Consider the following 19,364-nt stretch of genomic DNA (forward strand, 5'->3'; position numbering starts at 1 on the left):
CGTGAGTCATTCGATAGTCATTAATTCGTAATTAATAAAAGAGTGAAAGCACTATATAACTATTTGAAAGAGGTCGCATTTGCGTTTGTATCACTTGCAAACGGACTTTTGTTGACCCTAAAGTATTTCGTTACTCCCTGGAAATCTATCATCACCGAAAATTATCCGGACAACCGTGCTAATCCAAGTGTGGCTGATGAATTCGCCGGAGAAGTGATTTTGATTCACGACGAAAACAACGAACATAAGTGTACTGCTTGTACGCTTTGTCAGCTGGCATGCCCCAACAATTCCATCCAGATCATTTCGAAACAGGTGGAAACGGAAGATGGCAAAAAGAAAAAAGTACTCGACAAGTGGGTATACCACCTGGAAATGTGTACTTTCTGCAAACAGTGTATTGATGCTTGCCCGCAAGATGCCATCAAAATGACCAATTCATACGAATTAAGTTGTTTTGATCGTAGTACTCTGACAAAGATACTTAACCAGCCGGGATCAAAACTGAAAGAAAAACCAAAAGTAACTGCTAAAGTTCAAGAATAATGAGTGCATCGACAATTATATTCTATATCCTGGCAACCTTAGTGGTTGTTTTCGGAGCGCTGACCGTGTTCAGCCGCAAGATTTTCAGAGCTGCTATCAGCCTGTTGTTATCGTTGACCTTTGTTGCCGGTCTCTATTTCCTTTGGGATGTTGATTTCATCGGTGCTCTACAGATCATTATTTATGTAGGCGGGATCATAGTTTTGATTATTTTCTCTATTTTCCTTACACACCATTCCGGTCAGAAACTGCCCAAAGCCAAGGTAAGCAAAAAACTACTTTCGGGAACTTTGGCTGTAGCCGGTTTAGGCTTTACCTCATGGGTTGTTTCTCAATTTGTATTCAAACCTGCTGTTGGCGTTACTCCTGTTGAGCCCAATGTCCATAACATCGGTTTACAAATGTTGAACTATAGCGAATATGGCTATGTTTTCCCATTTGAAGTAATCAACATTCTGTTGCTGGCCGCTTTGGTCGGAGCCATTGTGATTGCTATTAAAAAGAGCCAGGAAACGGAAAAATAATTTCAAAGGCTGATTAATAAACCTATTATCGAGTAAATATATAAAGATATGGAACAAGTCCCCTTATCGCACATTTTAATATTAAGTTCCACGCTCTTCTTTTTGGGCGTATACGGCTTTTTCTCCCGTCGTAACCTGATTACGATGCTCATGTCGGTGGAACTAATACTCAACAGCGTGAATATTAATTTCATCGCCTTTAACAAGTATCTTTTCCCGCATCAATTGGAAGGTGTCTTTTTCACCATGTTTATCATTGTGGTTGCTGCGGCAGAAGTATCTATTTCCATTGCTATTATCATTAATCTGTATCGTCGATTCAAGACCATTGATATTGAAGATACCACAACAATGAAATACTAAACTATGAATAGCTACGATTTATCTGCACTTTTAATTGTAATCTTACCGGCACTCAGCTTTATTGTTTTGGGTCTGTTCGGTAATCGACTCAGCAACCGGGTCTCAGGTCTGATTGGCTGTGCGTCATTGGTAACAACAGCTATTCTTGCTATATACGTTGCTGCCGGTTATTTCTTCGATTTCGGTTTGGTAGGTGGTGTGCATGAAAAACACATTGCCCTGCAATTCCAATGGTTGAAATTCACTGAAAATCTCTCGATAGATCTGGGTATTGTTCTCGATCCTATCTCAGTCATGATGCTGCTTGTGATCACCATTGTTTCATCAATGGTTCACATCTACAGTCTCGGCTACATGAAAGGTGAAGAATACTTTGAAAGATATTATGCTTACCTGTCGTTGTTCTCTTTCTCAATGCTGGGCTTGGTTATTGCTGTAAACATTTTCCAGATGTACATCTTCTGGGAATTAGTCGGTGTTTCGTCCTTCCTGCTGATTGGGTTCTACTTTACAAAACCGTCGGCCATTGCAGCTGCCAAAAAAGCATTCATCGTAACACGTTTTGCCGACCTCGGTTTCCTTATCGGTATCCTGATGTTGAGCTACAATACAAAATCACTCGACTTCTTTACCATTATTGAACGTTTGACTCAGGTTGGTTCTCCTTATCTTGCAAACTTCACAGCTACCAGCTTTATGGGCATGTCGGCACTGTCATGGGCACTGCTACTTGTATTTATGGGTGGCGCCGGTAAATCGGCCATGTTCCCGTTGCACATCTGGTTGCCCGATGCTATGGAAGGCCCTACTCCTGTTTCGGCCTTGATCCACGCAGCAACGATGGTTGTTGCCGGGGTATTCTTAGTTGCCCGCCTTTTCCCTGTATTTGCCATTTCAGCTCCGGACGCTTTATTGATTATTGCCTACATTGGTGCCTTTACAGCCCTGTTTGCTGCTTTGATCGCTTGTACACAAACCGATATTAAACGGGTACTCGCCTACTCTACCATTTCACAGATTGCATACATGATGTTCGGACTTGGAGTTGCCGGTTGGGGCGCTGAAAACAGCGAAGGTTTCACCGGTTCAATGTTCCATCTCTTCACTCACGCATTCTTCAAAGCTCTTTTATTCCTTGGAGCCGGTGCTGTAATCCATGCGGTTCACAGCAACGAAATGAAAGATATGGGTGGTCTGCGGAAATCGCTTCCTATCACTCACATTACATTTTTGATTGCATGTTTGGCGATTGCCGGGGTTCCCGGTCTCTCTGGATTCTTCAGTAAAGAAGCTATTTTGGCCGCCGCTTTCCATAGCCATCCGACAATTTTCTATGTTGGTTTATTTACCAGCGGGCTGACTGCTTATTATATGTTCCGTTTGTACTTCCGTATATTCTGGCACAATCCGGTTCCCGAACACAGTCACAACCACGAAGGTCATACCTGGGCAATGAATATTCCTTTGATCATTCTGGCAGTAGGTGCTGCACTCGCAGGTTGGATTCCTTTCGGCTCCTTTGTAAGTGCAGACGGCAAAGCGATGGAACTACCATTCCATTTGACTTTCTCCATTGCTCCAGTAGCATTTGGTTTAATCGGTATTGGAATTGCTTACCTGTTGTATGCTAAAAAGAACGATGTACCGGATAAAATCGCATCTTCTATCAATGCATTCTACAAAGCTTCTTATAACAAGTTCTATATTGATGAAATATATCTCTTCATTACCAAAAAAGTATTGTTCAACTTAGTAGGACGTCCTGCTGCATGGTTTGACCGTACTGTAGTGAATGGCCTTTTCATCAATGGTTCTGCCGAAGCAACAGTTGCTACTTCAAGAGCTATCAAACCGATGCAATCCGGCCGCTTGCAATCTTACACCATGTTCTTCCTCGGAGGAGTGTTATTGCTTGCTGCTTTATTAATCATCAAATTCATGTAATACCCAATGGATATTCTATCATTATTACTCGTTTTCCCCGTCATTACAGCCCTGGGCATTCTGGTTGCAAAGAAGGATAAGGTTGTCAGATGGACAGCGCTTTCGGGAAGTATTGTACAGTTATTTTTAGCAATTGGCATTACCGCTTATTATGTAAGCCTCCGCAATGCAGGTGAAACCGGGCAAATGTTGCTTGAAAGCAGCTACGAATGGTTTGCTCCGTTGCAAATCTATTTTAGCGCAGCCGTTGACGGAATTTCTCTGGTGATGATTCTGATGACTGCCATGGTGGTAGTTGCCGGCATTCTGGTTTCGTGGAAAATTGGCAAACAGGTTAAGGAGTTCTTCTTCCTGATCTTATTGCTCAGCTTAAGTGCCTATGGGTTCTTTATTTCTACCAACCTGTTTGTAATGTTCTTCTTCCTCGAACTTGCCGTAATCCCGAAATATTTGTTGATCGGTGTATGGGGAAGCGGACGTAAAGATTACAGTGCTATGAAACTGGCTTTAATGCTGATGTTTGGTTCTGCTCTTGTTTTCATCGGCATCTTAGGCTTGTTCTACTTCACAGGTGCACAGACATGGGATTTCCAGGAAATAGCTAAAATGCATATTCCAATTGAAACTCAACGCATCCTTTATATTTTGCTTTTTACCGGTTTCGGAGTATTTACTGCAATGTTCCCGTTCCACACCTGGGCGCCCGACGGTCACTCTTCGGCACCTACAGCAGCTTCGATGTTCCTTGCCGGTATTTCAATGAAACTCGGTGGTTATGGTTGTTTACGCGTGGCCACTTATTTATTGCCTGATGCAGCTCAGGAACTTTCCTGGATCTTCATCATTACAGCATCCATTGCAATCATCTACGGTGCTTTTGCTACTATGATGCAAAAAGACCTCAAGTATATGAACGCATACTCATCCGTTAGTCACTGCGGGTTTGTTATTCTTGGTATTGCCATGTTGACAAAAGCGGCGGTTACCGGAGCGGTAATGCAAATGGTATCGCACGGTATCATGACAGCCCTCTTCTTCGCCAGCATCGGTATGATTTATGACAGAGCTCACACCCGTCAGGCAGACGAACTGGGAGGTATGCTGAAACAGATGCCATTTATCGGTTCTGCATTTATTATTTCAGGGTTATGTTCACTCGGTCTTCCCGGCTTCAGTGGATTCGTTTCTGAAATGACTGTGTTTGTCGGCTCATGGGAACGTACCGGAGTATTCTACCGGGTTGCCACAATTTTAGCTTGTGCTTCTATCGTTGTAACTGCCGTTTATATTCTTCGTGCCGTTGGCTTTGCTATTTGGGGAACTGTTACCAATAAAGAATACCTCAAATTCAAAGACGCTACCTGGAGCGAACGTTCGGCAGCAGTTCTGTTGACACTTGGTATTTTAATCATCGGTTTGGCACCATTCCTTTTCATTCACCTGATCGATGCAGATACAACTTCAATCGTAAGTCGTTTTATCGCCGTGGTAGGCAAATAAGATCTGCCATAATATAACTGAAATTGTAATACAGTAAATTAAAGATACATGGATATAGTTTTGATGTTTCGGTTCGAGATTATCCTTGCAGCCCTCATTCTGGCAATTTTTATAATGTCGCTGCGCGGTTTTGACACGAACGTAAAGTGTTTCCTTAACACAATGAACGTGCTTCTGTTGCTTAACTTTATCGCCGGTTGGTTACCCTTGAGTGAAGGCAGCTATTTTTCAGATTTCTTCCGCACTAACGGTTTGATAGTTTTACAAAAAAACATCATCAATCTTGGTTTGCTGTTGATTTCTCTTACTTCATATGCATGGCTTGAGCAGTCAAAATACCGTTTGGAATTCTATCTGTTAATGCTCGGCAGTATCTTCGGTGTATATGTAATGCTTTCAAGCGGACATATCCTGATGCTTTATCTGGGACTCGAAATGTCGACAATTCCTATTGCTGCCATGTCGAACTTCAACCTTAAAGAACAACGTTCTTCTGAAGCCGGTATCAAGTTGATCTTGTCATCCGCGTTCTCAACAGGTATTATGTTGTTCGGTATTTCGTTGCTTTACGGAGCTGTTGGAAACCTTTCTTTCGCATCAGTAATTGCCAACCTGCACCCGAACGTACTGACACTTTTTGCCTTTGCATTTATCCTTGCCGGATTTGCATTCAAAATGTCTATCGTACCTTTCCACTTATGGACTGCCGATGTTTACGAAGGCTCTCCTATCGCTGTAACCAACTTCCTGTCGGTTATCAGTAAAGGATCAGTTATTTTCGTTTTCCTTACAGTTCTCTATTCTCTTTTCGGAGGATTGAAAGAAGCCTGGTTGTTGGGCATCAGCATTGTTTCCATCCTCAGTATGACGGTGGGTAACCTTTTCGCACTGCGTCAGCAAAACGCTAAACGATTCCTTGCTTTTTCATCCATTGCTCAGGTCGGGTTTGTCTTGGTGGGTATTACTGCCGCCTCAACAATCGGTTCTGCTTCGGTAGTGTATTTCGTTTTGATCTACTTATTAAGCAATATCGCTGCATTCGGTGTTATCAGCGCAGTAGCTGACTCTACCGGTTCCGAATCGCTTCAATCATTCAAGGGGCTTTACAAATCGAATCCTTTCTATGCTTTGATAATGGCGGTAGCGCTCTTCTCTTTGGCAGGTGTTCCTCCTATTGCAGGGTTCTTTGGTAAATTATTCCTTTTGACTGCCGGAATGAAAAGCGGCTTGTATGTTTTGTTAGGATTTGCCGGGGTGAATCTGGTATTGTCACTTTACAACTATTTACGCGTTGTAAAATACATGTTTATCGATGAAAATGAGGCTCATTTAGCACCTCTCAACAGAAACCGTCAGTTAACAACAGCCCTTTATATTTGCCTCATCGGTTTGATTGCAATCGGCTTTGTTACTCCAATTTATCAATATATCGACTCTCTTTGCAGATTCTGATCGCATAAATAATTCATACAGGAGGCCCGAACGCAACTCGTTTCGGGTCTTTTTGTTTTATAATCAATTCATTACAAACGCCTGACGCATTGCATTCATAGAAATAAATATTTTTTATGATTCGTGTAAAATCAAAATTTATCTTTTTTCATAACTTTGCGTTACTCTTTGATGCTTATTATCAAACGAGTGCGCTTTAGAAAAATCAATTTGAGAAGAATCTAGTACACTATAAAAATTAAACTATCATCGACATGAAAAGATTATCTTTCTTTGCTCTATTGCTTTGCTTTACAGCTTTTTGTTTTGCACAAGACGGTCCAAAACCTGTTTTATCATTTGCAGAAAAAAGCTATGACTTTGGTACTGTAAAAGAAGAAGCCGGTAAAATCACACACGAATTTACATTCACAAATACAGGAAAAGCTCCATTGGTAATTCAACAAGTTACAGCTTCCTGTGGTTGCACTACTCCTTCATGGACAAAAGAACCGATTGCTCCGGGTGCAAAAGGGACTATTACTGTCACCTATTCGGCAGCTGGTCGTCCGGGTTCATTTCAAAAAAGCATCACCGTAACCAACAACTCGGCTGAAAATCCTGTGGTTTTAATTATTAAAGGACAGGTTACCCCGAAAGCTACAGCTCAGGTTACTGCAACGAAATAACACTAATTCAATGTTCAGGAGTTTACTCTTCAGTTTATTCTTGTGCATCGCAATGACAGGCTTTTCTCAATACAGAGAGAAGCCTGTCATTTCATTTGTATCAAGAGGATTTGATTTTGGCAACATAAAGGAAGAAACCGGAAAGGTGACACATGACTTTGTTTTCACCAATACAGGGAAAGCACCACTGGTAATTCAACAAGTGACTGCTTCGTGTGGTTGCACAACACCCAGCTGGACAAAACAACCCATAGCTCCCGGAGCCAAAGGAAAAATCACTGTCACCTATTCTGCTACAGGCAGACCGGGAACATTCACCAAGACAATTACCGTTAACAACAATTCAACGGAAAGCATCGTGCAGCTTTCCATCCATGGAACTGTTATTGCCCAACCCCTGTCGCAGGCTCAAGCTTTTCCGGTATCTTTCGGAAAACTAAAACTAAAGTCGACCATCATACCATTCGGAGAGGTTCACAAAGGAGAAATGAAGGTGGTTTCAATACCTGTGCTGAACACATCTGATTCTTCACTGACGCTTTCTATCGGGAACTTACCCAAACATATCACCGCTTTGGTACAGCCGAAAACGCTTTCTCCCGGCCAAAAAGGCAACATTCAATTCACATGCAATACTTCTCTGATAAACGATTGGGGATTTAGAAGCGATAAGGCAATATTGATCGTAAACAACGATGTTTCGGGCTCCCAAAGGAACAACCTGAACATCACCGGCTTTATTTCGGAGGATTTTTCAAAATTGACTCCTGCTCAAAAAGCCACTACTCCGGTTGCGACCCTGCAGACAAAGCAAGTGAAACTCGGCAAGATAAAATGCGGGAAAACAATAAAAGGAAAGTTCGATATACGCAATACGGGTAAGTTGCCGTTGATTATCCGCAAGATATTTTCTGACTGTAACTGCATTACTGCCCAATTACAACCGCAAGGCATTGCGGCGGGACAAACTGCCACCATCAACTTCTCCGTCAGAGCCGGCAAATCTATCGGTCAAAAAATAGAAAATGTCAACCTGATGACCAACTCTCCGACAACAACGGATCTCCAACTACCCGTCAGCTGGGAAACGATACGATAATAAAGGGTAAGGTCACCCTTGTGGTTGACCTTAGGAAAGTAAAAGGGCGACCACAAGGGTCGCCCCAACGGAGGTCGTCCTAACCGAGATAAGGTTATACTGCAAAATAACTTTCAAGCTCTTTGAGAGTATCTTCGCCGGTAGCGATATCTTTCACCACATCGCCTTTTTCAAGTACCACAATTCGCTTACATACTTCAGTGACATGATTCAAATCGTGGCTTGAGATGAGCATCGTTATTCCCTGACGGGTTTGCAAATCGTTCAGGAGGCGTTTCAGACGTATCTGCGACGACGGATCGAGTGCAGTGAAGGGTTCGTCCAGAATCAAAATTTGAGGATCACCAAGAAGCGCTGCTGCAATACCAATCTTTTTCTGATTTCCTTTTGAGAATTCACGAATCAACTTTTTACTGCCATTGATTTCTCCATTAAAAAACTCTTCCATTGACTCCAGAAACAAAGCGATATCTCCCTCCGATTTGTTGTAGAGCTTACCGACAAATTTGAAATATTCGCCGGGTGTAAGAAAATCAATCAAAAAGCCCTCGTCGAGAAATGAACCGGTAAACGGTTTCCAACTTTCGTTGCGGGCAACTTTCTGTCCGTCGATTTGTACTTCGCCATCGTTGGCTTCTATTAAATCGAGGATAAGGCGAAAAAAGGTGGTCTTCCCTGCCCCATTGTTACCTACCAGCCCGAAGCTCTCGCCTCTGGGGATGTTCAATACCGGAATGTTCAAAACGGTTACTCCGTTGTATGCTTTCTTGAGATTGGAAACTTGTATCATATGAGTTGTAAGTTGTAAGTTGTAAGTTGAAGGTTGAAGGAATGTAAATGCTTCTACTCTACCTCCCGAAATCCCTGCGCAATAATGTATTTACGACTGTTGAATTGCTTTACGCAAAGATTGAGCAAGGATTTTCTAAAAATAAGTCCTATCAAACCCATTGCTGCCAGTGACCATAATGCAACCGTCAACGATGTAAGCCACGCCAATACATTGACCCACAATATAGGGAAAAACATGATGGGTAAAACGATAAGAAAACTTTTATAGGTAGTTCCCTGATAATTCATTGCCGACGAACGAGAAAGATCGACCCTTTTATTGTTGAACGTAGCAAAAAATAACAGGAAGATGATGTTGCAACCTGTATTGAACAAAAATGCAGTCAGGTGCATATAAATAATCTTGCTACCGAACAAAAAATAGGGCGTAGTCAGAATAAAACAGATGACATTGAATGCCAGCATCAGGTAATAATTGGACTGGACATAAGTCCGTGTCGGAATATTCTTTGTCAAAATTCCGTCAAAATGGGCACTGTCCCAGCTTATCGACCATTGTCCGTAAATAAACATCAGAATACCTGTCATAAACATGGAGCAGAAAAAGCGCATCCCATCAGATTGATGATCGTTGGTATAAAACATCAAGCCGTAAAGAAGAAAAATCGCCGAAAAAAACAATAAAGTACGCGTCCTTTTGTGCCGCAACATCAATTTAAGCTGCACAGATATTAGTTCACCGATAATTCCGAAGCGATCGAGGAACGACAGGTTGGCAGTTGCCGTGCGTGAATTTTGCAACTTGCTGTTGAATTTTTCAGGATAGAAATTTTGAGCAAAAAACCATTTGTTGAGCAAAAAAGCAAGGACAACAGCTCCTGCCGGAATGAGCAATCCGATGGGGTTCATCACTACAAACCCGAAAAGTGCCCTGGAAATGGCAAACAGAGAGAAAACATGCAGGTATTCAAGTAAAAAGATCGCACCGAAAGCCACCAACACCAATACGAATGACAATAATCCCGAACCGAACCGGCGCTTGAGAAACGATGCCAGCAGGGAGTTGCACCAAACCATCAGTTCGAATGCCACCACAAACCTCAGTGCTACTCCTCCGGTATAATAAGCTGCCACCGAACGCACCGCAAAAGGAATTACCACCAACAGCAGCACATAATTAGCCAGACTAACCAGTGGTTTTAGCAACAGGAAATTAATCAGAAGAGAACGGTTAACCGGCAACACCTGATACGCATTAAGGTTGACCGTACCCAATTGCTGCATCATGAAGCGCAGCAACAAGCCTGTGAGTAACAGGTAAAGCATGGCTCCATTGAACAACTCCATCGGAGTTCCACCCGGCACTTCCTCCAATATTTTATTTAGAGAAAAACCCATAAAGAATAATAAGCCCCCTATGTAGAGTGAAAACACCCCCAGAAAAATGCTCACAGCAACATTTTTATAGAATCCCGACGAACGAATTCCTTTCATCCATTCTTGCTTTACTAACTCTAAAAGAATCATATTCAATTATTTTTTAACACAACAAAGGTATATAAATTTATCAAACGCCAAATTTGAGTTTCAAATGCTTTATCATATTAGACGCAAAAAACAAAAAAACTTACACCGACATCCTATTTTTTTCAAAATTAATTATCGGCTTTTGAAATCACACAATCTAAAACGACAAAGGGCAGCTTGTATGGCTGCCCTTCATTATTACTGAACTGATTCTAAATCGTTCACTATCCGTGTTAGTTGGTCGTATCGACAGAGAATCCGCGGAAAGAGTGCGGCTGTACAACAACGCTGTATTTGGTCACTTCATAATTTTTCCGTCCCAACACACGTTCTCCCTGCGAATTGGTGCCGTTAATCACCTCTCCGCTATCGAGATCTTTTATGCTTTTAGACTTGCGGGTTACCACGTTAATAGTCACGGGTTCGTCGCGGAAGGACTCTACCACAAAAGTACCGTTATCATAGGGGAACAAGGCCACCTGCGACGGACCTTCGATGTGCAGCCCTATTTCGTTGTCCATAAAGTTGCGCAGACTATTCAGCACCGCATCAGGCAACGCGTATAAATGGCTGAAATTTTCAGGAATCACCCACACGAAGAAATTGGCGGCTCCATAGTAATTCCGCTGTAGCAAAGGCCATCCGTTACCATAACTCAGGGTAGAAATCTCTTCCCATGAGTCGTTGGTCATATAGGTCATTTGCGGTATTTTAATTGTCACCGCAGTCTTATATGGCTTTCTCCACCAACCGCTCGGTACAATAATGGTATCTATGTCGGCTTTACGGTCTGTGTAAACCATTTCGCAAATATTTTCGATACCCTTGCCCTGCATCGCATGATAAAAGCCCGAAGTAACCACCACTTCGCCCCCGTTGAGCAAGTGCTTGTTGATTTTAGCGACAATATCGGGATCTTTAGACGCAGTTTCGGTGAGCAACACAAGCTCATTATTCTCTGGAAATGCGGGCACAATTTCCACCGGAACGCCTATCATTCCCATGTAATTCTGAAGAAAATCCTCGCCTACGGAATTAAAGGGTTTGTACGATTTAATCCCTTTTGGCGTTCCCAGTTTACCCAAAATCTTATCTGCTTTTTCAAAGGCGTAATCGGCAACACGGCCATACGTAAGCCGGGTAACACCGCGTGAAGCTGACTCTGCTTTCATATCGTCGTAGTCGAATGAAGTTTTATATTTGCTCCAAGAACGGGGGGTATCACGAATGGTTCCCTTCATTGCGCCATAGTTCCACATGGTGATTTCCGGCGTTTTGGCAAACAGAGTCATCCACAATTGTTCTGCAAACATATCAAGATAACTGGCACCGTTATCGACCCATCCGCCGAAGTTGTAGCCGGGACGAAGGTTATTGAAATAGCGATAAATAGAAAAGCTTTCGTAAGGCTGTAAATGCTGTTCGCCTTTCGGGTCGCGGGTTTCGTCGCCAGTGTAGACACCGTCAAAAATAGTGGGCATCTTTTCAAGATCAAAACCGAGTCCCTGAAAATGCTCATACCAGTTGGGAAATTTCACGATCACCTTACACTTGGGATTTACGGCATGTGCCGGATCTACAATCAGTTCTTTGGCCGATTGATCGAGCAATGCGGTTCGGAATTTAGCCCAACTCTGATCGCCCTTTGCTGCAACGCAAAGCTTACATTTGCAGTTGGTGAAATAAAAATCGTCCAACAAGATTTCGTCAAAGTATTTGGCCGCAATCTCTGAAATTTTCCTGATAAGCACTCTCGTTTCGGGATTGCTGTAACAGAAAGTCTCCCAACGTCCGGTTACCGAACCCCGGGAGTTGAAAGTAATTCCGCCCTCTACCTCAACACCTTTGCTTTTAAAAAATTTGATCGCCGTTTGAAGTGCTTTTTCGTCCACGAAATTCATGTCACGAAAAGTTTCGAGATAGATTTTATCGGGTTTTACGCTCTTTGTGAATTCACTCCATTCCGCTTCCAGCTTCTTTTCATCGCCCATTTTATTCACATCCTGAACAATGACATAAGTCGTCACGCGAAAATTCTTGTAATTGCCGGCCTTGACACCCATCAAGCACAAAAATGGCAAAACAGAAAACAGTACCGTTCTTTTCATTGTGATTATAAGATTAAAGGTTAGAGGTATCTCAAAATTTTGATATTATTTTCCCTTCAGCTTTTCTGCAGCCAATACCAAAAACATAAAATTAGTAGTCTCGGCACCGATCACATACTCGGTTTGTTGCCACATAAACGGCCACACTTTCAGCTCCGGAAAGTCAGGACGAATAATGCCAGTGCCCGATACTACACCGCCCGGAACAGACGACCAGTCTCCCCTATTTGGTCCATAAGCCGTAGTCACCGACCGCGCACCAACGCCCGATACGAACGACGAAGTATTTTCGCCAAAATGGTTGCCCAATACAAAATCAAGTGAATTAAAAATCAGATTGGAAGAAAAAATAGTCGGAAAGTTTTTATGCAGAAAATATTGCTGAACACCGGCCTGCTCAATCGACCATCCATCTCCCCAAATGGCAATGTGGTAAGGAACTCCAAACGGGTTCTGTTTGTTCTGACTTTGTACCTGATCGTTCAAACGTTGGTAAGCCGGCAATAAAGCATTTTTAAATTCCTCATTCTTCAATAGATTCCACACTCTGGAAATATAAGTTGCGGAAGAGAACAGGCTTTTAGAGAGAGTTTCTTTGGCAGCATAAACATCGGCAAGGTATTTAGGATCGTTCGTTGTAAGATAAAGTTCGCAGGCTGCATTCACCTTGTTGAACGCGATGCCCCAACCACGACTGTCGGAAGCGGTATTATTTTTAGCATAGAGTTCAAGAGCGGCTTTGAGACATTTGGCAGACAATGTATCATTATATTCTTTCAAAACGCGGGCAGCAGCAGCCAATGCCGGAATGGTCGACAACTCCCTGCCCGGGTTTTCTTCGGTAAATACCCAGCGATCGTCGCTCGCCCCCGATTCCGCACCTGTTTTCTCTGTTTTAGAGAGCTTTGGGTTGTATTTGAGCCCGTCTGTCATAGTGGAACCATCGCCCAGAAGAACATACTGTCTCAACTCGTGATCGATAATGCCGCGATAGAGCCGCCCGAGATTTTCGTAACCTCCCAGTATCGACAAAACGCCATGTTCTATTTGTTGCAGAACATCCGGTTTCCCATCGGGACGGTGAATCTCAACCACTCTGTTTGTCTCATCAATGGTGGTCTGATCCCATTTCAGGCCAAATTCTTCGTACAACAAAGCAAGGCTATGTACGGCACCGGCTTGCGATTCGACACGCAGATCATAGTCTCCGGCATCATGCCATCCGCCGATGTTGAGCCCCGGCACCTGTTCGTAAGGTTTGAAACGGGTCAGCGTAGAGTGTCCCTGCATATAACCGTCGTAGTGGTTGGTATCGGTGGGAGCCATCAACGCATCGTCCATGTGGCAAAGCCCATGCCATACCCGGTAACCCTCGTTCACACGCATGTGGCACATCTGCACCGGATAGAAGTATTCCAGAGTCGGTTGCCACACTCCTCGTTGATAAACATCATTATCAATTTTAAAAGGCTCGGTAGTATAATTATCGTATTGCAATTGATACATACCCGGCTTCTTCACATCCGAAAAGTCGAATTGATAGTAGTTGAACCGGAGATATTTACCCCATTTTACGGGCAAAGCCGACTTCGCAACTTCAGGTTTTCCATCTTCTGCAAGACGAATCAAAGAGACTTTCCTGATCTGAGTCTCCGAAGCATCCAGTTCAACATTAGCGACCTTTCGTTGGTCGGGCAAATAACCGATTTGACTGATATGAACCACCGGTTTTTGTTTGAAATTGGGGACAACATTCGGCTCGACCACCCACTCTATTGCATTTTTAAAGGCACCTTCAGGCACTTCCGAGCGTACCACATACCATCCGTTATTGTGGTAAAACCGTCCATCAAGTAGTTGAATATCCGATTTGAGGCTTGTGATGACCATCGTTTGATCGGGAGCATCCGGTGCAATGGTCAGTTTTTTGCCTGAAGCCATAGGCGATGCCTGCCACGCTCCGTCATTATCCTGTTGCATCGGACTAACCGGTTGTTTGGCAAAGATTCCCGATTTGCCATCCACATACCAGGCCTTACCAAATAAATTGCCCGGAAACAGCTCAAGGTTGAATCCAACTTTGCCAATCCATTCCTTTGGCAAAGGCTTCTCCAAATCAACGATGATACGAAATTTCTTACCTTCGCCAATAACCCTTACATTGTAACTAAAATTTAAATCGGGATAGATCACTGGATTAAAGCCTTTGCGGTTGCGGCTTTCGTCCGGGTAGGTACATTTGATGCTGATTTCGTTTTTGTCGGGAAAGACTTCTCTCTTACCACTTGCCGGAATCGGTTGCCACTGTCCCGGAGTAGGTTCAAGCCGCAGGTCTCCATTGGTGGCCACACGGGTTCCGTTCTGGATAATTCCGATAGCTCCCTGATGCCCTTCCGGATAAATATCGTAAAACACCATTACATTAAGTCCTGGCATCTCAAAATATTGATCGCTATTAATCTTGAGGCTTTGGGAATAGCCTACCGAGATTACAGCAAAGCTTAAAACAAACAATAAGATTGCTTTTTTCATGGTTGTGTTGTATTAGATTTTGTGAAAAAACGGTATAAATAGTTCTTTTTTAGAAAAGAAACCGGACGAAGGTAGCATTTAATTAGCTTATTTCCAACGAAAAAACCTTTTCATCATAGGAATTATGTTAAAAAACAGATTTACGTTCCGCCACAATCTTCCAACAGCTTTATTCCGCAAATAATTATTCTCAAACCAAGTAGACAGAGCTCAGAATTAAGCTTAGACAACGGCCGTTCTTTTAATAAAAACACCTTTGAAGGCTTAACTTATACTTAATAAATGCAAGTCAGGCCCTTTCTGCTATTAAATTGTGCTAAAACATTACCAAACAAAGACTAATATAACAAACCAACCGTTACTTTTACATTCGTAAATGTAAAATCACCATCAAACTTACATGGATATGAAAAAAATAGCATTATTTTCATTCTTGATTGCCGTCACGGTTGCTCTCAGTAGCTGTGCTAGTACTTATAAACTGGAACACAGCGCAGTCCTAAACAAAGCCGAGATCGCAACGTATAGAACGTTCTCCATCGCTCCGTTTGCAGAAGCAATGCGAATGCCAAAGAAGGGGAAAGCTGTACTTTCGGAAGAAGAGTATAATAATCTGGCGAATGGCATCCGCAGCGAGATGGCAGCCCGTGGTTATGCCGAAGATCCGGCTTCTGATCTAAAAATCAGCTTCAGTCTGTTTGTCGAACGTAATGCCGACATCACCACCAACTTATATCCCGATTACTACTACGGACGCTTTGGGATGTATCATCCATACGCATTCCGTCGTCCCTATACAGGGTACACTTCAACACACATTTACAAGGAAGGTATTTGGGTGATTAACATCGTTGCGGTTCAAAACAAGATGTTGCTCTACTCAGCAGCTGTCAGTGCAGAGATGAGCCCGAAGACATTGACACTAAAAAGCCCGGAAGAGATATCTAAGGCTAGTGCAGTACTATTTAAGAAGTTTCCGGTCAAACCGGCGAAGAAATAATTTTTCAAAAAAAACAAGCACACAGAAAACACTGAGTGGACGGATTACCGGTCATTTGGTGTTTTTCTTTTTTCTAAGCTTTTCGGGTGCTAAAAACGTAAAAAACAGGCAGATATTAAAGCCTCTTAGACATCCCTTTTACCGTTAATCGAAAGGTCTCCAAGCTATGTAAATAAAGCTGCAAACAACTACAAAATACAAGCACACGGAAAACACTGAGCGAACGGATGACCTGTCATTCGGTGTGTTCCGTTTTTTCTGTGTTTTCCGTGTGCTAAAATATTATCAAATAGAAGCTGTTTCCCAGGCTTCAATCTTATCTTTTTTGCTCAACAGATAGTCAATATCGTCCAATCCATTCAGCAAACACTCCTTTTTGTAAGAGTTGATATCGAACGATTCCACAGCACCATTGGCATTGTTGGTGATAGTCTGTGCAGCGAGATCCACTGTGACCGTTGTTTTAGCATCCGCATTAATGGCCGCAAAAAGATCTGCCAAAAATTTTTCCGATACAACAACCGGAAGCACGCCGTTATTAAGCGCATTGCCCTTGAAAATATCGGCAAAAAAGCTCGACACAACCACTTTGAAACCGTAGCCTGCAATCGCCCAGGCGGCATGTTCGCGACTTGAACCGCTACCAAAATTCTTGCCACCTACCAATACTTGGCCGGTATAGGTTGGGTTGTTCAACACAAAGTTACTAATTGGCTGACCGGCTTTATCGTAACGCCAGTCGGCAAAAAGATTGTCACCAAAACCTTCGCGGGTAGTCGCTTTCAGGAAGCGCGCCGGGATGATCTGGTCGGTGTCCACATTTTCGATAGGGAGTGGAACACAAGAAGATGTGATGGTTTGAAATTTTTCCATTTTTTATTTTTTTCGCACACGGAAAACACAGAATATACGGATCCGCATTTCCAGAATGCTCGTTTTAACTTACTGTTTTTCTATCGTTGGTATAAATCAGTCGTTTCATTTCTGCTTTCTTACCAAAATTCAAAAGCAAACCCACTTCCAATTCACACGCTTTTAAATAATTTATCAACTGATATTCATGTTCTTTACACATACTTTCGACGGCCTTCAACTCTAAGATAACTTTACCGTCAACCACAATATCTGCATAAAAGACCCCGACAACCTTGCCATTGTAATACACATTAATTGGCTTCTCAGTTTCGCATTTCAAACCAGCGTTTGTTAATTCCAGATAAAGTGCATTTTTATATACCTTTTCAAGAAATCCAAATCCAAGTTTATGATGCACTTGATAAAACCAGTATATTATTTCTTCTGTCAGTGCTTCATGTAGCATATTGATTCTGTGTCATTCTGTAAAATCAGTGTAGTCTGTGTGCTTATTTAATTATCAGTTGTTCGCCTTCAAATTCGATGATGCGTTTGCGCCAATCGTCAGGAATGACACAACTGGTTTGAGCCTTAATATCAAAGCAGACCACAACCGCCGTACACGTTGAAAGAAGATCGCCGTTATCGCTGTTAATCAGCAAATGTTCCATCGTAAAACTCTTATTTCCTAAGACAGAGATACGGGTTTCGACATAAATATTGTAGCGCATAAAGATCGGCTTCAGATAATCGATCTTTATCGAAGCCCCCACAACAGCCAATCCACTAAAATCGATTTCGGGTATCACCTGATCGAAATAGTCCATTTTACCGGCATCATAATAATTGAGATACACGGTATTGGAGACATGTCCGATGATATCCACATCGTTGAAACGAACCTGAATAGGCACTTTCGATTTGAATACTGCACTCATACCTAATCGCTTTTTGCACACGGATAACACTGAATCAACAGAATCTCAAGAATACTATTTACTATTCCGTCGTCTCCGTGTATTCTGTGTGCTGAGATTTAGTTTCTCGGATCGGTAATTTTGCCGGTTACAGCAGCAGCAGCAGCTACCAGCGGACCTGCCAAAATGGTACGAGCGCCCGGACCCTGACGTCCTTCGAAGTTACGGTTAGAGGTTGATACGGCATATTTTCCGGCAGGAACCTTATCTTCGTTCATAGCAAGGCAAGCCGAACATCCCGGTTGACGCAATTCAAAACCAGCTTCGGTAAGGATTTTATCCAAACCTTCGGCACGAATCTGCTTTTCGACCATCCATGAACCCGGCACCAACCATGCAATCACGTTATCGGCTTTCTTTTTGCCTTTCACGTAAGCGGCAAAAGCGCGGAAATCCTCGATACGACCATTGGTACAACTACCAAGGAATACGTAGTCGATTTGTTTACCTTCCAGTTTTTCACCGGGTTTAAAGCCCATGTAGTTCAACGATTTTTCGAACGAAATGCGACCAGCCTCATCAATCTGATCGATGGTAGGAATTGCACCTCCGATAGCCATCCCCATGCCGGGATTAGTACCGTAAGTAATCCACGGTTCGATGGATGCTGCATCGAAGGAGATTTCGCGATCGAACTTAGCACCGTCATCCGATTTCAGGGTTTTCCAGTAAGCAAGCACTTTGTCCCAGGCTTCGCCTTTAGGAGCAAATTCGCGGCCTTGTACGTAAGCGAAAGTAGTTTCGTCAGGGGCAATCATACCTCCACGGGCACCCATTTCGATACTCAGGTTACAAACCGTCATACGTTCTTCCATCGACAGGTTACAGATGGCTTCGCCGGCATATTCCACGAAATAACCCGTTGCACCACCGGTTGTCAATTGAGAGATAGTATAAAGAGCAATATCTTTGGCTGTAACGCCCGGTTTCAGTTTGCCGTTATAGTTGATACGCATCGTTTTAGGACGCGGTTGCAAAATACATTGCGATGCAAGCACCATCTCCACCTCGCTGGTACCGATACCAAACGCAATGGCACCGAATGCGCCGTGAGTAGAGGTGTGACTATCGCCGCATACAATGGTCATACCCGGCTGTGTCAAACCGTTTTCCGGTCCGATTACGTGGATAATACCATTCTTTTCGTGTCCCAATCCGTAGAGTGTCAGGCCGAAATCGGCGGCATTCTTCGAGAGTGTATCTACCTGATTTTTAGAAATCGGATCCTGAATTGGTTTATCCTGATTCAGAGTCGGAATATTGTGGTCGGGAGACAAAGTAGTTTTCTCCGGACGGAATACTTTCAAACCGCGTTTACGAAGGCCATCGAATGCCTGAGGGCTGGTTACTTCGTGGCAAAAATGCCTATCGATATAAATCTGCGTAGGACCATCGGTAACTGCCGTCACCACATGCGCGTCCCAAATCTTGTCAAATAAAGTCTTAGACATGAAATATAATTATGAATTGTTAGTTA

At 43.0% G+C, this 19,364-nt stretch carries 17 protein-coding genes; 9 read left to right on the forward strand and 8 right to left on the reverse strand.

Translation table 11 applies throughout. The features are described 5' to 3' along the window. Nucleotides 1-42 precede the first annotated feature (42 nt). The 8 genes from PJIAN_RS07870 (at nucleotide 43) to PJIAN_RS07905 (ending at nucleotide 8,096) form a co-directional block, all read left to right on the forward strand. The gene (locus tag PJIAN_RS07870) at nucleotides 43-546 is read left to right on the forward strand and encodes a 4Fe-4S binding protein (protein ID WP_201787352.1); all 504 of its coding nucleotides are present in this window, start codon (nucleotides 43-45) and stop codon (nucleotides 544-546) included. Further along, on the forward strand, nucleotides 546-1,070 hold the full coding sequence (locus PJIAN_RS07875) for an NADH-quinone oxidoreductase subunit J family protein (RefSeq protein WP_068703797.1): 525 nt from the start codon (nucleotides 546-548) through the stop codon (nucleotides 1,068-1,070). The genes PJIAN_RS07870 and PJIAN_RS07875 overlap by 1 nt, the downstream gene beginning before the upstream one ends. Nucleotides 1,071-1,118: 48 nt before the next feature. After that, nucleotides 1,119-1,433, forward strand: coding sequence for an NADH-quinone oxidoreductase subunit NuoK (nuoK, locus tag PJIAN_RS07880; RefSeq protein ID WP_068703799.1), 315 nt, complete (start codon nucleotides 1,119-1,121; stop codon nucleotides 1,431-1,433). 3 nt (nucleotides 1,434-1,436) lie between these two features. Then, a complete protein-coding gene (gene nuoL / locus PJIAN_RS07885; protein ID WP_068703801.1) occupies nucleotides 1,437-3,377 on the forward strand; it encodes an NADH-quinone oxidoreductase subunit L in 1,941 nt (646 codons plus the stop codon). A 6-nt stretch (nucleotides 3,378-3,383) separates the two neighbouring features. After that, nucleotides 3,384-4,877: a complex I subunit 4 family protein gene (locus tag PJIAN_RS07890; protein WP_068703803.1), complete on the forward strand. Its 1,494-nt coding sequence runs from the start codon at nucleotides 3,384-3,386 to the stop codon at nucleotides 4,875-4,877. 48 nt (nucleotides 4,878-4,925) lie between these two features. Then, nucleotides 4,926-6,329: an NADH-quinone oxidoreductase subunit N gene (locus PJIAN_RS07895; protein WP_068703805.1), complete on the forward strand. Its 1,404-nt coding sequence runs from the start codon at nucleotides 4,926-4,928 to the stop codon at nucleotides 6,327-6,329. A gap of 254 nt (nucleotides 6,330-6,583) precedes the next feature. Continuing rightward, a complete protein-coding gene (locus tag PJIAN_RS07900; protein ID WP_068703807.1) occupies nucleotides 6,584-6,997 on the forward strand; it encodes a DUF1573 domain-containing protein in 414 nt (137 codons plus the stop codon). A gap of 52 nt (nucleotides 6,998-7,049) precedes the next feature. Continuing rightward, complete coding sequence (locus PJIAN_RS07905; protein ID WP_068703809.1) at nucleotides 7,050-8,096, forward strand: DUF1573 domain-containing protein; 1,047 nt, start codon at nucleotides 7,050-7,052, stop codon at nucleotides 8,094-8,096. A 94-nt stretch (nucleotides 8,097-8,190) separates the two neighbouring features. On the opposite strand, the gene PJIAN_RS07910 is transcribed toward PJIAN_RS07905, so the two are convergent. The 4 genes from PJIAN_RS07910 to PJIAN_RS07925 form a co-directional block, all read right to left on the reverse strand. After that, nucleotides 8,191-8,886 (reverse strand): ABC transporter ATP-binding protein, encoded by a 696-nt coding sequence (locus PJIAN_RS07910; RefSeq protein WP_068703811.1) that lies wholly within the window; start codon nucleotides 8,884-8,886, stop codon nucleotides 8,191-8,193. Nucleotides 8,887-8,939: 53 nt separating this feature from the next. After that, nucleotides 8,940-10,415 (reverse strand): DUF5687 family protein, encoded by a 1,476-nt coding sequence (locus PJIAN_RS07915; RefSeq protein WP_068703813.1) that lies wholly within the window; start codon nucleotides 10,413-10,415, stop codon nucleotides 8,940-8,942. Nucleotides 10,416-10,648: 233 nt separating this feature from the next. Beyond that, nucleotides 10,649-12,523: a putative glycosyl hydrolase gene (locus tag PJIAN_RS07920; RefSeq protein WP_153802521.1), complete on the reverse strand. Its 1,875-nt coding sequence runs from the start codon at nucleotides 12,521-12,523 to the stop codon at nucleotides 10,649-10,651. Nucleotides 12,524-12,568: 45 nt separating this feature from the next. Beyond that, the gene (locus PJIAN_RS07925) at nucleotides 12,569-15,055 is read right to left on the reverse strand and encodes a glycoside hydrolase family 9 protein (RefSeq protein WP_068703817.1); all 2,487 of its coding nucleotides are present in this window, start codon (nucleotides 15,053-15,055) and stop codon (nucleotides 12,569-12,571) included. 406 nt (nucleotides 15,056-15,461) lie between these two features. On the opposite strand from PJIAN_RS07925, the gene PJIAN_RS07930 reads away from it, so the two are divergent. Further along, nucleotides 15,462-16,055 carry a DUF4136 domain-containing protein gene (locus tag PJIAN_RS07930; protein WP_172795588.1) on the forward strand — a complete coding sequence of 198 codons (594 nt, stop codon included), beginning with the start codon at nucleotides 15,462-15,464 and terminating at the stop codon, nucleotides 16,053-16,055. A gap of 285 nt (nucleotides 16,056-16,340) precedes the next feature. Here the strand turns inward: PJIAN_RS07930 and leuD are convergent, their stop codons facing one another. From leuD to leuC, 4 genes are all read right to left on the reverse strand, one after another. After that, entirely contained in the window at nucleotides 16,341-16,928 is a 588-nt protein-coding gene (gene leuD, locus PJIAN_RS07935; RefSeq protein ID WP_068703821.1) for a 3-isopropylmalate dehydratase small subunit, read from the reverse strand. A 64-nt stretch (nucleotides 16,929-16,992) separates the two neighbouring features. Continuing rightward, nucleotides 16,993-17,376: a GxxExxY protein gene (locus PJIAN_RS07940; RefSeq protein ID WP_068703823.1), complete on the reverse strand. Its 384-nt coding sequence runs from the start codon at nucleotides 17,374-17,376 to the stop codon at nucleotides 16,993-16,995. A 43-nt stretch (nucleotides 17,377-17,419) separates the two neighbouring features. Then, nucleotides 17,420-17,848: an acyl-CoA thioesterase gene (locus PJIAN_RS07945; RefSeq protein ID WP_068703825.1), complete on the reverse strand. Its 429-nt coding sequence runs from the start codon at nucleotides 17,846-17,848 to the stop codon at nucleotides 17,420-17,422. 98 nt (nucleotides 17,849-17,946) lie between these two features. Next, on the reverse strand, nucleotides 17,947-19,338 hold the full coding sequence (leuC, locus tag PJIAN_RS07950; protein WP_068703827.1) for a 3-isopropylmalate dehydratase large subunit: 1,392 nt from the start codon (nucleotides 19,336-19,338) through the stop codon (nucleotides 17,947-17,949). Nucleotides 19,339-19,364 lie beyond the last annotated feature (26 nt).

It is taken from the genome of Paludibacter jiangxiensis, from assembly GCF_001618385.1.
GTDB classification, from domain to species: Bacteria; Bacteroidota; Bacteroidia; order Bacteroidales; family Paludibacteraceae; genus Microbacter; species Microbacter jiangxiensis.